This window comes from Pseudomonas sp. PDM30, from assembly GCF_019218985.1.
GTDB lineage: Bacteria > Pseudomonadota > Gammaproteobacteria > Pseudomonadales > Pseudomonadaceae > Aquipseudomonas > Aquipseudomonas jessenii.
Genome location: NZ_JAHUWM010000003.1, coordinates 473087 through 487947 on the forward strand (window position 1 = coordinate 473087; position 14861 = coordinate 487947).

A 14861-nucleotide genomic window follows, 5' to 3' on the forward strand; every position below is an offset into this window, starting at 1 on the left:
TCAGGCGGCGATGCGCAGGTTCTGCAGGATGATCGGGCGCGCCCAACCATTGTCGAAATCGAGTTGTTTCTGCTGCTCCACCCGTTCTTCTGGCGAGAACGGCGGGAACGGCTTGTCGAGCAGATCGAGTTCGAACTCGGCGATGGGCAGGTGCAGCGGACGCGGTTGCGGGGCAGGGCCGGTTTCTGGCAGCGGTTGACCGGCGTTCAATACGATCGGGCGAACCCAGCCGCTTTCGAAGTCCTGCTGTTTTTGCTGGGCGACGATTTCGTCCGCCGGGAACGGTGGGAATGGCTTGTCCGCCAGGTCCATTTCGAATTCGGCAATCGGCAGGAACAGCGGCTCGGGCGGGCGGATTACGTTGTCCTTCACGTCGCATTCACGCTGGGACACGATGTGGGCCAGCAGGTCGCTGCCGACCGTGGGTTCAACAGGACTTTCGAGATCGACCGGTGGAAAATTCAGAGACTCAGGTAGCACTTCACCCGACTGTTCGGCCAGCGCTCGGGCAAAGAAATCCTGCCAGATGTGGCTGACGCCGCTCAGTGCCTGGGTGTTTCGCAGGTTGTAGTCGCCGTAGGGCGAGATAAAACCTGTGATTGTGGGTTGAATGTCTGACATTTCTCTCGGTAGACGCTCAGCTCTGGCAAAATGCTCGATAGTTTTGTTATCGGCAGTTTTTGCCGATCATTAATTTTTTGAGCGTGTTTTCCGATGATTGATCAACCTGCGGCCTGCCGCATCCATGTCCAGGCCCTCGACGCGGCTTTCGAGCCACAAGCCGAGCAATGGGCCGAGCGCCTGGGCCTGCCAATGCAAGTAGCGGACGGCGAATTTGCCTTGCAGGTGGGTGACATGGGCTTGCAGCTGCAACAGCTGGGGCCGGATGCGCCGGGGCCGGTGCGGGTGGACTTCGTCGAGGGTGGTGCGGCCCATCGCCGACTGTACGGCGGCGGCAGCGGGCAGATGATCGCCAAGGCTGTTGGCGTCGCCCAAGGCGTGCGCCCGCGGGTGCTGGATGCCACGGCGGGGCTGGGCAAGGATGCGTTCGTGCTGGCCAGTCTCGGTTGCGAGATGAGCCTGATCGAGCGTCAGCCGCTGATCGGTGCCTTGCTGGAAGACGGCCTGGCCCGTGGCGCGGAAGATTTCGACGTGGCGCCGATCGTGGCGCGCATGCGCTTGCTCAAGGGCAATTCGATCGAGGTCATGCGCAACTGGGAGGGCGAACCACCCCAGGTGATCTACCTCGACCCGATGTTCCCGCACCGCGAGAAAACCGCGCTGGTGAAGAAGGAAATGCGCCTGTTCCGGCCGCTGGTGGGCGATGACCCGGATGCGCCGGCATTGCTCGAAGCCGCGTTGGCCCTGGCCAGCCACCGGGTGGTGGTCAAGCGTCCGCGCAAGGCACCGTGCATTGAAGGGCCGAAGCCGAGTCATGCGCTGGATGGCAAGTCCAGTCGGTATGACATCTATCCGAAGAAGGCGCTCAAGCCGTAGGACCGAGTCGCCCCAATCGCGAGCAAGCTCGCTCCCACAGGTACGGTGAAAACCTTGTGGGAGCGAGCTTGCTCGCGATGGCGTCAGTCCAGACACCAACAATCCATCAGGCTCACTCAGGCCGATAAGCCCGCATAAACAACCCCACCACCTCCCGCACATGGCTCTCCGCCTCTTCGCCAACCGGCGGCTCGCCGCAGCCATACAGCAAACGGAAATTTCCGGCGCCCTTGAGCAGGCAGAAGAAGTGCTCGGCCGCGTTGTGCGGCTTGTCGATACGCAGCACGCCACTTTCGTCGATCTTGCTCAGCAGGCGCTCCATGCCATGCAGCATGCGCTGCGGCCCGGCCTCGAAGAAGATTTGCGCGAGTTTCGGATCCTGGCTGCCCAGGGTCATCATCAAGCGGTGCAGGTTCACTGATTCATCACTGTTGATCAGTTGATGAAAACCGCGCGCGATGTTCAGCAGCACGGTTTCCACGGCCACGCCTTCCGGCAGTTCGAAGAACAGCGGTGGCAACTGTTCCTCGCACTTGGCCATCACGGCGGAGGAGAACAGCGTCTCCTTGTCGTTGAAGTGGCTATAGACCGTCAGCTTCGACACGCCGGCCTCGGCCGCGACGGCATCCATGCTGGTATTGGCATAACCCTTACTCAGAAACAGCACTTTCGCTGCATCGAGAATTGCCTGGCGCTTGACCAGGTCCTTGGGTCTGCCTGGGCCATTGGGTGCTGAAAGATTGTTTGGCATATTCGTTTTTATTACTGGACTGGTGAGTTTGCTATTAATAACATACTGCTCAGTATAATTATTCAAAGCACCATTAGCGAAAGGTCCTTCACCATGTTCCGCTATGCCTTGTCCCTCGCGTTGCCAGTCACCCTGGCTTTTTTATTGTCTGCGTGTGGTCATGAAGAGGCGCCGCAAGTCAGCGTGCGCCCGGCCATGGTGGTCCAGCCAGAGCCTTCGGCACAGGCCATGGAAAGCTATCCCGGTGAAGTTCGCGCGCGGTATGAGCCGGATCTGGCGTTCCGCATCGGCGGCAAAGTCAGCCGACGACTGGTCGAGGAGGGGCAGCGGGTCAAGGCCGATCAACCCTTGGCGGAGCTCGATCCCCAGGACGTGCGCCTGCAACTGGAGGCCACTCGCGCCCAGGTCGCAGCCGCCGAAGCCAATCTGAACCTGGTGCGATCCGAGCGTGATCGCTACAAGACCCTGATGGAGCGTCAACTGGTCAGTCGTTCGCAATACGACAACGCCGAAAACCTCTATCGTTCCGGTGAAGCGCGCCTCAAGCAAATCAAAGCCGAATTCAACGTTTCCAATAACCAGGCCAGCTACGCCGTGTTGCGTGCGCCGCAGGACGGCGTCGTGGCCAAGCGCCTGGTGGAAGTCGGGCAAGTCGTGGCAGCCGGGCAAACGGTGTTCACACTGGCCACCGATGGCGAGCGTGAGGTCTTGATCAGCCTGCCGGAGCAGAATTTCGGCCGCTTCAAGGTCGGTGAACCGGTGTCGGTGGAACTCTGGACCCAGCCCGACCAGCGTCTCGCCGGGCGCATCCGTGAATTGTCGCCCTCAGCCGACCCCAAGTCGCGTACCTTCGCGGCGCGTATCGCCTTCAAGACCGGCACTGTGCCTGTCGAACTGGGCCAGAGCGCCCGAGTGTTCGTGCAGGCCGCCGACGTGGTTCCACTGTCCGTTCCGCTGTCTGCGCTGACGGCGGAAAACGGCGTGACTTATGTCTGGGTCGTCCGCGCCAACAACACCTTGCAAAGGACCCCGGTGCGGGTCGGTGCCTTCGGCGAGAAAACCGTACCGGTACTTGAAGGGCTCAGCGCCAGCGACTGGGTGGTGGCCGCCGGTGTTCATGTGCTTCTCGAAGGGCAGCAGGTGCGCCCGGTGGATCGCTCCAATCGCGTGGTCAATCTGGCGGACAAGGAGTAAGCCCCGATGCGCTTCAACGTTTCCGAATGGGCGCTGCGTAATCGCCAGATCGTCCTGTTCCTGATGCTGTTGCTGGCCATCGTCGGCGCACTTTCCTACACCAAGCTCGGCCAGAGTGAGGACCCGCCGTTCACCTTCAAGGCCATGGTGATTCGCACCAACTGGCCGGGGGCGACCGCCGAGGAAGTCTCGCGCCAGGTCACCGAACGCATCGAAAAGAAACTGATGGAAACCGGCGAATACGAACGCATCGTGTCGTTCTCCCGCCCCGGCGAATCCCAGGTGACCTTCATTGCGCGCGACTCCATGCACTCGGTGGAGATCCCGGAGCTCTGGTATCAGGTGCGCAAGAAGATCAACGACATCCGTCATACCCTGCCGCCGGGGATTCAGGGACCGTTTTTCAACGATGAATTCGGCACCACTTTCGGCAATATTTACGCCCTGAGCGGCGAGGGCTTCGACTACGCCGTGCTCAAGGATTACGCCGACCGCATCCAGATCCAGCTGCAACGGGTCAAGGATGTGGGCAAGGTCGAGCTGCTGGGATTGCAGGACGAGAAAATCTGGATCGAACTCTCCAACGTCAAGCTCGCCACCCTCGGCTTGCCGCTGGCGGTCGTCCAGCAAGCCCTTGAAGAACAGAACGCGGTATCGACGGCAGGTTTCTTCGAAACCAGCAGCGAGCGCTTGCAGCTACGGGTGACGGGGAATTTTCAAACGGTCGACGAGATCAAGAACTTCCCGATCCGGGTCGGTGATCGCACCTTCCGCATCTCCGACGTGGCTGACGTGCGCCGTGGTTTCAACGATCCACCGGCGCCGCGCATGCGCTTCATGGCGCAAGACGCCATCGGCCTGGCGGTGGCAATGAAGAACGGCGGTGACATCCTGGTACTGGGCAAGGCGCTGGAAATCGAGTTCGCCCGCATACAGAAAAACCTCCCGGCCGGCATGGAGTTGCGCAAAGTCTCCGACCAACCGGCGGCGGTGAAAACCGGTGTTGGTGAGTTCGTGCAAGTGTTGGTCGAGGCGCTGGCCATTGTGTTGCTGGTGAGCTTCTTCTCCCTTGGCGTGCGCACCGGCATGGTGGTGGCCCTGGCGATTCCGCTGGTGTTGGCGATGACCTTCGCGTGCATGTATTACCTGGGCATCGGCCTGCACAAGATCTCTCTCGGCGCGCTGGTACTGGCCCTGGGTTTGCTGGTGGACGACGCGATCATCGCCGTGGAAATGATGGCGATCAAAATGGAGCAGGGCTTCGACCGGGTCAAAGCGGCGAGTTATGCCTGGACCAGTACCGCGTTCCCGATGCTCACCGGTACGCTGATCACCGCGGCCGGTTTCCTGCCGATTGCCACGGCGCAATCGGGCACTGGCGAATACACCCGCTCGATCTTCGAGGTGGTCACCATCGCGCTGTTGGCGTCGTGGGTGGCCGCGGTGGTCTTCGTGCCGTACCTCGGGGAAAAACTCCTGCCGGACCTGGCGAAGATTCATGCCGCCAAACACGGTGCCGGCCAGCCCGATCCCTATGCCACGCCGTTTTATCAGCGCGTCCGGCGTCTGGTGGAATGGTGCGTGCGCTGGCGCAAAACCGTGATCCTGGCGACCGTGCTGTTGTTCATCGCTTCCATCGTGCTGTTCAAGTTTGTGCCGCAGCAGTTCTTCCCGGCATCGGGTCGCCTGGAGCTGATGGTCGATCTGAAACTGGCCGAAGGCGCTTCGCTGAGCAATACCGCCGACGAGGTCAAACGCCTTGAAGCGCTGCTCAAGGACAAGGCCGGGATCGACAATTACGTGGCCTATGTCGGTACCGGTTCGCCACGATTCTACCTGCCGCTGGATCAGCAACTGCCGGCTGCGAGCTTCGCCCAGTTTGTCGTCCTGGCAAAAACCATCGAAGAACGGGAAGCCCTGCGCACCTGGTTGATCTCAACCCTTAATGAGCAATTTCCCGCTCTGCGTTCGCGGGTCACGCGCCTGGAAAACGGTCCGCCGGTTGGCTATCCGGTGCAGTTCCGCGTGACCGGGGAGCACATCGAGGAGGTGCGGGCGCTGGCACGCAAGGTCGCGGCCAAGGTTCGCGAGAACCCGCATGTGGTCAATGTCCACCTGGATTGGGAAGAGCCGAGCAAGGTGGTGTACCTGAACATCGATCAGGACCGTGCGCGGGCGCTGGGCGTGAGCACGGCCAACCTGTCGAGGTTCCTGCAAAGCTCCCTGACCGGTTCCAGTGTCAGCCAGTACCGTGAAGACAACGAGTTGATCGAGATCCTGTTGCGCGGCACCGTGCATGAGCGCACCGAGTTGTCATTGCTGCCGAGCCTGGCGGTACCGACCGATAACGGTCGCAGTGTCGCGCTATCGCAGATCGCGACCCTGGAGTACGGCTTCGAGGAGGGCATCATCTGGCACCGCAACCGCCTGCCCAACGTGACGGTTCGCGCCGACATCTATGGCAAGGAGCAACCGGCGACGCTGGTGCAGCAGATCATGCCGACCCTCGATCCGATTCGCGCTGAACTGCCGGATGGTTACTTGCTGGATGTCGGCGGCACGGTGGAAGACTCGGCGCGCGGACAGAACTCGGTGAAGGCCGGCGTGCCGTTGTTCATCGTGGTGGTGTTGACCTTGCTGATGCTGCAGCTGCGAAGTTTTTCGCGCACGGCGATGGTGTTCCTGACGGCGCCGCTGGGGTTGATCGGGGTGACGCTGTTTCTGTTGGTGTTCCGCCAGCCCTTTGGTTTCGTGGCCATGTTGGGGACTATCGCCTTGTCCGGGATGATCATGCGTAACTCGGTGATTCTGGTGGATCAGATCGAGCAGGATATTGCGGCGGGGCTCAAGCCTTGGCAGGCGATCATCGAGGCGACGGTGCGGCGGTTCCGACCGATTGTGCTGACGGCGCTGGCAGCGGTGTTGGCGATGATTCCTCTGTCGCGCAGTGTGTTCTTTGGGCCGATGGCGGTGGCGATCATGGGGGGGTTGATCGTTGCTACGGCGTTGACGCTGCTGTTTTTGCCTGCCCTTTATGCCGCCTGGTTTCGGGTTCGCAAAGAGTCGGTTTGAGGGGGTGACCTTGGCGGCCTTCGGGCCGACCAGACTTTTGCGGGTGAATGCGATCCCCTGTGGGAGCGAGCTTGCTCGCGATGGCGGCCTGACAGTCGACCTGTATTTTGTTGACTGTGTACATATCCGTTGTTGCGGTAACGGCGGCTGGCGGTTTCGCCCTTACGGCGAGTCACTTTTAACAAGCGCCTTAAAAGTAACCAAAAGCGCTCGCCCCGAACGTCCGGCCCCTCGCCTAGGCTCGGGGTTCCTTCGCTCCGGTATTCATCCGGGGGCATTGCCCTCCGGTCGGCTTCGCTTCGACCTACATGCAATGAGTTCGACTGCGTCGAACGGCGCTGCGCGCCAATCCCCGGATGAACACCTCCACTCAGCCTCCCGAGGGGGCGGGTGGATCAAGATCAAAAGCTGCAGGCGAGCTAACGCTCGACCTGATGAGTGGTGAATATCAGTGGGTGTACGCCGACCCATTGTGGGAGCTGCCTGCTCGCGAAGGCGGCCTGACAGCCGACCTGTTTCTACCGAATGTACTCGGTCAAATTGTGGGAGCTGGCTTGCCTGCGATGGCGGCCTGCCAGCCAACCAATCCCTCACGGATGTACCCGACTCAATTGTGGGAGCGAGCTTGCTCGCGATGGCCGCCCAACAGTCAACAATGTTTTTCGCCCAAGCCAACCATTCAGACCATTCCCACAAGACTTTCAGGTTGCCCGTCGGAAGCACGATCTCTAGCCTTCGCCCGTCGCTGCCAATTCAGTGACCGGGACTGCAAGCCCGCCAATAGTTTGTTAGGCGCCCACTGGCGCACCTATAATCGTGGCGCTTTTTTAGCGACCACCGATTTATGGTGGCTGTGTGCGGGAGATCTTCGGGTCTGCCGAGGTTGCCTAACGACTCGGTCTTGCAGACCTGCACACAGCTGCCACCCATCATCTGCAAGTGATGCTGGCTGCTCCAACTTTCGTTAGGAGCTTCACAATGATCAAACCCAGCCCAAACCCCCCGGCTTCAGAAACCGCAGAACATATCGGCGCTTCAAGTCGCCACTGCCCAATTTTCACCATCCGCCCCGGCATCAATTCCGAAACCCTGCTGGTCCATGCCTACGAAACCCTTGCCTCAGCGAATGTAATGGCAACCGAACTGTCATCCATCCTGACCGGCCCCACCTCCAATCTGGCACTCGGCATTCAGCAGATGATCGTATTGGCGCAGCTATCGGTGAATCGCGTGCTGGATCAACTCGATTCACCTCAATAGCACAACGAAAAAGCCCGCTGAACCTGTGAAGGTCAGCGGGCTTTCTGGTGTTGCCGTCAGCTAAGAATTACAACGTACCAAACACCTTCTTCGCCAAACTGGTCGCCGCAGCCGCCGGGTTCTGGCGGATGGTTTCTTCCTGTTTGCCGATCATCTCGAACAAGCCATTCAACGCTTGCTCGGTGACGTAGTTTTCGACGTTGGCGTTTTTCGCATCCACTACGCCCATTGTCGCCGCTTGCCCGGCGAACGAGTTGTACTGCTGGGCCAGGCCAACCTTGTCGGTGGCTTGCTTGACGATGGGCAGGAATTTGGCGCGGATCTGTTCGCGGCTGGTCTTGTTCAGGTATTGGGTGGCCGAGTCGTTGCCGCCGCTGAGGATGCCCTTGGCATCTTCCACGGTCATTTTCTTCACGGCATCGACGAGGATTGGCTGGGCCTGGGTCACGGCGGTTTCCGCCGCTTTGTTCATGCTGGCTTCCAGCTCATCGACCTGGTCACCCATGCCGAACTGTTTCATCTTGCTCGCGACTTTGCCCAGCTTGCCCGGCAGTTCGATTTTCACATCGGGATTGTTGCTGAAACCACCCGGGGTGCCGAGTTGTTTGACGGCCAGTTGCGCGCCCTGGGTCAGTGCGTCCTTGAGGCCGCCGGTGGCGTCTTTCTGCGACAGGTCGGTGAGGGATAGCGCCAGGGCGTTGGCACAGATCATCAAGCCTGCGCACAGGCCGGCAAAGCGGAGGGTAGGGCGGAACATGGCAACTTCCTTTTTCGAAAAAGACACTTAGCGGGCCGGGTCGACACGGACCTTCAGCGGTTGTGGATCGGTGCCGTCCAGGCGCACGGCATGATTCTCGGTGGTGATGAACATCAGTTTGCCGTCGACTTCGATGCGCGCGTTCACCGAGTAACGGTGGTTGGGCTCTATCTTCAGCGGGTCGTAGCTGAGATGGAAGGCCAGCGGCACCTGCCCTTTGATCTGGCCGCGCTGTTCGTCGATGACCTTCGCCGGGGCATCGGCGAGTGAAATGTCCTGCAGGCTGACACTCAGGACCGCCGTCGGTGGCAGGGCGATGCGTTGCAGGTAGAAGACTTCTCCATCAAGGGAAGCCTTGGGCGCCGGTGTCGGGTGCTGGCAGGCTGTCAGCAGGATGGCGGCTGCGATCAGTGGCAGTTTTTTCATCGGTCAATCTCCGTATCGAGGGCGCCAGAACCGACTGGCGCCCTGATCAATCTAGACGGTTTACAAAGGTGAGGTGGCGTCGGCGGCATCTTCACTGCGATGCAACGCCACCTGACGGATCGACAAACGAATCTCCGCCGGCAATACGCGCTTGGCCGCGCCTTCGGCCAGTTCACCGAGCAGTTCGTGATAGCTCAGCTTGCCCGCTTCATCGCGCTTGAGCACGTCAAGGTCGAGCATCGTCTGGATGAAGTGGCGAAACAGGCTCTTGTCGAAGAATTCCGGGGCGTTCAGGCCATGCAGGATCGACAGGCGTTGGGCCATGACCGTGCACAGGTCTTCCAGTTCTTCGGCGCTGATGCTGTTCTGGCCGCTGTTGAGCAGCAGGGACACGGTCATGTAGAAACGCTGCAAGGTCTGGGCGATGCTTTTCGACAGCAAGGTCAGCAGCACGAAATGCCGCGAGCTTGGCGCCGGGCGCAAGTACACGTCGTTCTCGAAGCGCAGCAGGCCTTGCTCGACGAACGCCTCCAGCCATTGATCGATCACCGCATCCAGTTCGTCCAGCGACCAGCGAATGAACAGCTCCGCTTGCAGGTAGGGATACAACGCGCGGGTGTAGCGCAGGATCTGTTCGCGACTCATGCGCGAGGCGCTCTGGAAGAAGCTCGCCAGCAACGCCGGCAGCGCGAAGATGTGCAGTACGTTGTTGCGGTAGTAGGTCATCAGGACGGCGTTTTGTTCGTCCAGATAGAGAATCTTGCCCAGGGCATCGCTTTGCTCGGACAGCAGGTCCATGTCCTTTACATGCTCGATCAACGCCCGGCCATCGCCTTCCGGCAAGGTGGTGTGTGGCGAATAGGGGACCTTGCGTAGCAGCGCCAGGTACAGATCCAGCACACGCGCCATGGCCCGGTCATCCAGCGCCAGTCGGGTGGTCGACAGCAGCGCCAGTGCCACCAGGTTGACCGGGTTGATCGCCGCCGCTTCGTTGAGATGTTGTGCGACTTTCTCGCCGAGGCGGTTGGTGGTTTCGTTGAGCCAGGCCGGTCTGAACTGCGGGCCGAGTTCCTGTTGGCGCCAGTCCGGCTGTTCGCTGTCGAGGAATTCCGCCAGTTTGATCGGCTCACCGAAGTTCACCGCCACCTGGCCGAAGCGCTGCTTGAGCGCGCCAATGACTTTGAAAATATCGAAGATCGACTCTTTCTTCTTGGCCGCACCGCGCAGTTCGCCGAGGTAGGTCCGGCCTTCCAGCACACGCTCATAGCCGATGTACACCGGCACGAAGACGATGGGCATGCGCGATGAGCGCAGGAAGCTGCGCAGGGTGATCGCCAGCATTCCGGTTTTCGGTTGCAGCATGCGCCCGGTGCGCGAACGGCCACCCTCGACGAAATACTCCACCGGGAAACCCTTGGTGAACAGGGTATGCAGGTATTCGTTGAACACCGAGGTGTACAGCGGGTTGCCCTTGAAGGTGCGGCGCATGAAGAACGCACCGCCGCGACGCAGCAGGCCGCCGATCACCGGCATGTTCAGGTTGATGCCCGCGGCAATGTGCGGCGGGGTCAGACCGTTGCGGAACAATAGATAGGACAGCAGAAGATAGTCGATGTGGCTGCGATGGCACGGCACGTAGATCACTTCGTGACCCTGGGCGACCTTCTGCACGCCTTCGATGTGGTTGACCTTGATACCGTCGTAGATCTTGTTCCAGAACCAGCTGAGCACCACTTCCATAAAACGGATCGCAGTGTAGGTGTAGTCCGAGGCGATTTCGTTGCCGTAGCGTAGCGCTTGAGCTTTGGCTTTCTCCGGCGAGATGTTCTCGCGCTCGGCTTCGTCGAGGATCGCTTGTTTGACCTGTGGCTGGTTCAGCAAGCCTTTGACCAGGTTGCGGCGGTGGGAAATGTCCGGGCCGATCACCGCAGCCTTCAGGTTGCGAAAGTGAACCCGCAGGATGCGCTGGGCCATGCGCACGGTGCGTTCGTGGCCCTTGTCGTGCTCGATCAGTTCGCGCAGGTGGATCGGCGCGGAGAACTGCACGCGGGTCTTGCGTCCCAGGACGATGACGCTCAGTAACCGACGCAGACGCCCGGTAACGGCCCAGCTATCGGCGAACAGGAGTTTCCATGGGCTGTTTTCGCTGTCCGGCGACTGCCCCCAGAACACGCTGACCGGGATGATCTGCGCATCTTCGGCGGCGTTCTGGCTCAGGGCGCTGACCAGGCGGGTCAGTGTCGGCGGCGCTCCGCGCTTGTCCTGGCGGCCGAGCCAGTCCGGGTCCGGCGTCAGGTAGAAGAACGCGGCAGGTTCCAGCAGGTTGCCCACCGATACCGGCAGTACCGGGCGTGGCAGGCCGGCCTTGCTGCATTCGGTGTCGACCACGGCGAGGTCGGTCAGCGAAGGGTTTTGCAGGACGTAGAACACCGGACGACTGCGGTCGAGGTTGAGGGTGAACGACGACTGGTTGATCGTCTCGGAGCGAACCCAGAGGTACAACAGTCGGCGCAGGGTGCCAAACACAAGACGGCGGAACGGGGAGCGGGTCATACGGCTTCTGCGTGAGTGAATAAAACCGAGCGTTTGCTCGGGAGGTCGTAGGGGGCCTTCTCAATTAGTTTCCGCGCCGCGTTGTCGCCTTAAAGCGGGCCAGGCAAGGCGCAGGCCGCTGGGAATGGTTGTTCCCTTTCCAAGGCCTGTAACGCAGCCTGGCCCGCTTTAAGGCACAACCCGAAGGGCCGGGCCTGCTGTTTTGCAGGGCTGCGTTGCTCGAAGCTTATTTGGAATGACCAAACCACGCTTCTCGCGCCTTGCCCTGCAAAACAGCAGACCCGGCGCGGCGCGGAAACTAATTGAGAAGACCCCCTAGTGTGCCGGATTCGCTGAAAATCGGCAAAAAAGCGCGAAAGTAAACTCTTGTTGAGAGTTTTAACGTCTGTCATATACTCGGCGCTCTGTCGCCGTTGCCCTCATGGGACCGGTATGCGCAGGCTGACGTTCCCGAGGCTTTCCTGCGAAAAGCCCGACCAATAATAAAAAGGGAGTATGAACAAATGGCAACACGCGAAACCGGCAACGTGAAGTGGTTCAACGACGCCAAGGGCTACGGCTTCATTCAGCGCGAGGACGGGGTGGACGTGTTCGTGCATTACCGCGCGATTCGCGGTGAAGGCCACCGTTCGCTGACCGAAGGCCAGCAGGTTGAATATGCGGTGGTGGAAGGGCAGAAAGGGTTGCAGGCTGAGGATGTTGTAGGTCTGTAACCAGAATCTTCAGAACGCCCAAAAACACTGTGGGAGCGAGCTTGCTCGCGATAGCGGTCTGACATTCAACATGGATGTTGACTGAAAGGGCCTCATCGCGAGCAAGCTCGCTCCCACAGGTTTGGTGTGTAGGTTTTTACGCGGTTTTCCAGGTGATTTCTTCTTCACCATCGGCGCTGATGCGGATCCAGCGGTCCGCCGTCTCTTCACCTTCTTCCTCGACCCAGGTGCCCGGTGCACAACGCACTTCCACGTTGAGCGCGGCAAACGCGGCGCGGGCGCAGGCGATGTCGTCGTCCCATGGGGTCTGGTCGCTTTCCAGGTACAGGCTGTTCCACTTGCCGACGGCTTTTGGCAGCCAGGTCACCGGCACGTTGCCAGCCTTGCACTTGTAGGTCTGGCCCTTCTGGACCCAATCGGTGCACGGACCCAATGCCGCACCGAGCCAGGCGGCAATGGCTTTGTGGTCGACGTCGGCGTCTTTCAGGTAAATCTCGATATCGGGTTGGCGCATGGATGTCCTCACTGCGGGTCTGAAAAATCCATTCGCGGATTTAGCCGGTCTTGAGCATTTGCCCGAGACCAAAAATTAAGGTTATTGAAGTACGAAATAATCGTAGCGCATCGACACGGTGACCTCGAACGGCTCGGCCTGCTCGATAACGGCAGCACGGCGCTCGGCACTGGCGCGCCAGCCGTGGGGCGTCATGGCCAGCAGGTTCGCCCGGTCCTGACCGCTTTCCAGCGTCAGTTTGAATTCCAGGGTTTCGCTGTGGGCCAGCGCCATGCCTTCCGGCACCAGGGCCAGGTGCTTGTCGTCAGTGTATTCACGGACTTCGTCGTACAGCCGCTCGCGCAGTTCCATCAGGTGGCCGCTGGTCGGCCCGACTTTCATCAGGCCGCCGCCAACACTGAGCAGGCGCTTGGCTTCTTCCCAATCCAGCGGGCTGAAGACGCTGGCCAGGAACTGGCAACTGCCGGAAGCCAACGGCACCCGCGCCATGCTGGCGATCAACCAGGTCAGCTGTGGGTTGCGTTTGCAGGCGCGTTTGACTGCTTCGCGGGAGATGTCCAGGGCATAACCTTCGGCATCTGGCAGGGCCTCGGCGATTTGCGCGGTGTAGTAACCCTCGCCACAACCGATGTCCAGCCAGTGCTGCGGTGCATAACTGGCAGCCAGCTCCGCCAGACGCTTGGCCACCGGGGCGTAGTGCCCGGCATTCAGGAAGTCGCGGCGGGCTTCGACCATCGCCTGGTTATCCCCAGGGTCACGGCTGTTCTTGTGCTGCACCGGCAACAGGTTCAGGTAACCCTGGCGCGCACGGTCGAAACGATGCCCGGCAGGGCAGGCTACGCCGTTGTCCACCGCATTGAGCGGCTCACTGCAGATCGGGCACGCAAGCATCAGGCGAGCAACTTGATCAGGGTCTGGTAGTAGATTTCGGTCAGCACGTCGAGATCGGCTGCCAGCACGCGTTCGTTGACCTGGTGGATGGTCGCGTTGACCGGGCCCAGCTCAACAACCTGGGTACCCATGGTCGCGATGAAGCGGCCATCGGAGGTACCACCGCTGGTGGACGCTTTTGTTTCGCGACCGGTGATGTCCTTGATGCTCGCCGACACCGCGTCGAGCAGCGCGCCAGGTTCGGTGAGGAACGGCAGGCCGGACAGCGCCCAGTCGATGTGCCAGTCCAGGCCATGCTTGTCGAGGATGTCGGCGACGCGCTTTTGCAGGCCTTCGACCGTCGATTCGGTGGAGAAACGGAAGTTGAACACCGCCACCAGGTCACCCGGGATCACGTTGGTCGCACCGGTGCCGGAGTTGACGTTGGAGATCTGGAAACTGGTCGGCGGGAAGAAATCGTTACCGTGGTCCCAGTGCTCGGCTGCCAGTTCGGCCAGGGCCGGGGCAGCGAGGTGGATCGGGTTCTTGGCCAGGTGCGGGTAGGCCACGTGGCCTTGCACACCGTGCACGGTCAGCTTGGCGCCGAGGGAGCCGCGACGACCGTTCTTGACCACGTCACCCACCAGGGTGGTGCTCGACGGTTCGCCGACGATGCACCAGTCCAGACGTTCCTTGCGCGCGGCGAGGCGTTCGACCACGGCCTTGGTGCCGTGGTGCGCCGGGCCTTCTTCGTCGCTGGTGATCAGGAAGGCGACTTTGCCCTTGTGATTCGGGTAGTCGGTGACAAAACGCTCGGAGGCGACGGTCATGGCGGCGAGGCTGCCTTTCATGTCGGCGGCGCCACGACCGCAGAGCATGCCGTGTTCGTCGATCAGCGCGTTGAACGGTTCGATCTGCCAGGCCGCCACCGGGCCGGTCGGGACCACGTCGGTGTGGCCGGCGAAGCACAGCACCGGACCGTCGTCCTGGCCGTGGGTGGCCCAGAAGTTATCCACATCTTCGATGCGCATCGGTTCCAGGGTGAAACCGGCATCGCCCAGGCGCTGCATCATCTGCTTCTGGCAATCGGCGTCGATCGGCGTCACGGACGGACGGCGGATCAGGTCGATGGCGAGTTGGAGGGTCGGCGAAAGGTCGGCGTGGGCCGTCATGGAAAACTCCGAAAATCATGAATGTGGGCGCGGGCTAAATGTGGGAGCGAGCTTGCTCGCGATGGCGTTGTGTCAGTCAACA

The 14861-nt window shown here is 60.8% G+C and carries 13 protein-coding genes; 5 read left to right on the forward strand and 8 right to left on the reverse strand.

The window, feature by feature from the left end; translation table 11 throughout:
• Positions 1 to 621 carry a hypothetical protein gene (locus KW840_RS09485; RefSeq protein ID WP_057716193.1) on the reverse strand — a complete coding sequence of 207 codons (621 nt, stop codon included), beginning with the start codon at positions 619 to 621 and terminating at the stop codon, positions 1 to 3.
• A 93-nt stretch (positions 622 to 714) separates the two neighbouring features.
• On the opposite strand from KW840_RS09485, the gene KW840_RS09490 reads away from it, so the two are divergent.
• The gene (locus KW840_RS09490) at positions 715 to 1497 is read left to right on the forward strand and encodes a class I SAM-dependent methyltransferase (RefSeq protein ID WP_057716192.1); all 783 of its coding nucleotides are present in this window, start codon (positions 715 to 717) and stop codon (positions 1495 to 1497) included.
• A gap of 112 nt (positions 1498 to 1609) precedes the next feature.
• On the opposite strand, the gene KW840_RS09495 is transcribed toward KW840_RS09490, so the two are convergent.
• Positions 1610 to 2248: a TetR/AcrR family transcriptional regulator gene (locus KW840_RS09495; RefSeq protein ID WP_057716191.1), complete on the reverse strand. Its 639-nt coding sequence runs from the start codon at positions 2246 to 2248 to the stop codon at positions 1610 to 1612.
• Between the two features lie 93 nt (positions 2249 to 2341).
• Between KW840_RS09495 and KW840_RS09500 the strand changes: the two genes are divergently transcribed.
• The 3 genes from KW840_RS09500 (at position 2342) to KW840_RS09510 (ending at position 7774) form a co-directional block, all read left to right on the forward strand.
• Positions 2342 to 3442: an efflux RND transporter periplasmic adaptor subunit gene (locus KW840_RS09500; protein ID WP_057716190.1), complete on the forward strand. Its 1101-nt coding sequence runs from the start codon at positions 2342 to 2344 to the stop codon at positions 3440 to 3442.
• 6 nt (positions 3443 to 3448) lie between these two features.
• On the forward strand, positions 3449 to 6514 hold the full coding sequence (locus tag KW840_RS09505) for an efflux RND transporter permease subunit (RefSeq protein WP_057716189.1): 3066 nt from the start codon (positions 3449 to 3451) through the stop codon (positions 6512 to 6514).
• A 978-nt stretch (positions 6515 to 7492) separates the two neighbouring features.
• Positions 7493 to 7774, forward strand: a complete 282-nt coding sequence (locus tag KW840_RS09510; protein ID WP_218495030.1) for a DUF6124 family protein — start codon at positions 7493 to 7495, stop codon at positions 7772 to 7774.
• A gap of 67 nt (positions 7775 to 7841) precedes the next feature.
• Here the strand turns inward: KW840_RS09510 and KW840_RS09515 are convergent, their stop codons facing one another.
• From KW840_RS09515 to plsB, 3 genes are read right to left on the reverse strand one after another with little or no spacing between them, the layout of a single operon-like run.
• On the reverse strand, positions 7842 to 8531 hold the full coding sequence (locus tag KW840_RS09515; protein ID WP_057716186.1) for a DUF4197 domain-containing protein: 690 nt from the start codon (positions 8529 to 8531) through the stop codon (positions 7842 to 7844).
• Positions 8532 to 8558: 27 nt separating this feature from the next.
• On the reverse strand, positions 8559 to 8957 hold the full coding sequence (locus tag KW840_RS09520) for a YbaY family lipoprotein (RefSeq protein WP_090453364.1): 399 nt from the start codon (positions 8955 to 8957) through the stop codon (positions 8559 to 8561).
• A gap of 60 nt (positions 8958 to 9017) precedes the next feature.
• On the reverse strand, positions 9018 to 11510 hold the full coding sequence (gene plsB / locus KW840_RS09525; RefSeq protein ID WP_218495031.1) for a glycerol-3-phosphate 1-O-acyltransferase PlsB: 2493 nt from the start codon (positions 11508 to 11510) through the stop codon (positions 9018 to 9020).
• Positions 11511 to 12013: 503 nt separating this feature from the next.
• On the opposite strand from plsB, the gene KW840_RS09530 reads away from it, so the two are divergent.
• On the forward strand, positions 12014 to 12223 hold the full coding sequence (locus tag KW840_RS09530; protein ID WP_007954750.1) for a cold shock domain-containing protein: 210 nt from the start codon (positions 12014 to 12016) through the stop codon (positions 12221 to 12223).
• A 136-nt stretch (positions 12224 to 12359) separates the two neighbouring features.
• Here KW840_RS09530 and KW840_RS09535 read toward each other — a convergent pair whose 3' ends face one another.
• The 3 genes from KW840_RS09535 to dapE all read right to left on the reverse strand — a co-directional run bounded on the left by KW840_RS09535 (position 12360) and on the right by dapE (position 14779).
• Positions 12360 to 12737, reverse strand: a complete 378-nt coding sequence (locus KW840_RS09535) for a hypothetical protein (protein WP_057716183.1) — start codon at positions 12735 to 12737, stop codon at positions 12360 to 12362.
• Between the two features lie 81 nt (positions 12738 to 12818).
• Positions 12819 to 13628 (reverse strand): putative RNA methyltransferase, encoded by an 810-nt coding sequence (locus KW840_RS09540; protein WP_057716182.1) that lies wholly within the window; start codon positions 13626 to 13628, stop codon positions 12819 to 12821.
• Positions 13628 to 14779, reverse strand: a complete 1152-nt coding sequence (gene dapE, locus KW840_RS09545; protein WP_218495032.1) for a succinyl-diaminopimelate desuccinylase — start codon at positions 14777 to 14779, stop codon at positions 13628 to 13630. Before dapE ends, KW840_RS09540 begins: the two co-directional genes overlap by 1 nt.
• Between the last annotated feature and the right edge of the window lie 82 nt (positions 14780 to 14861).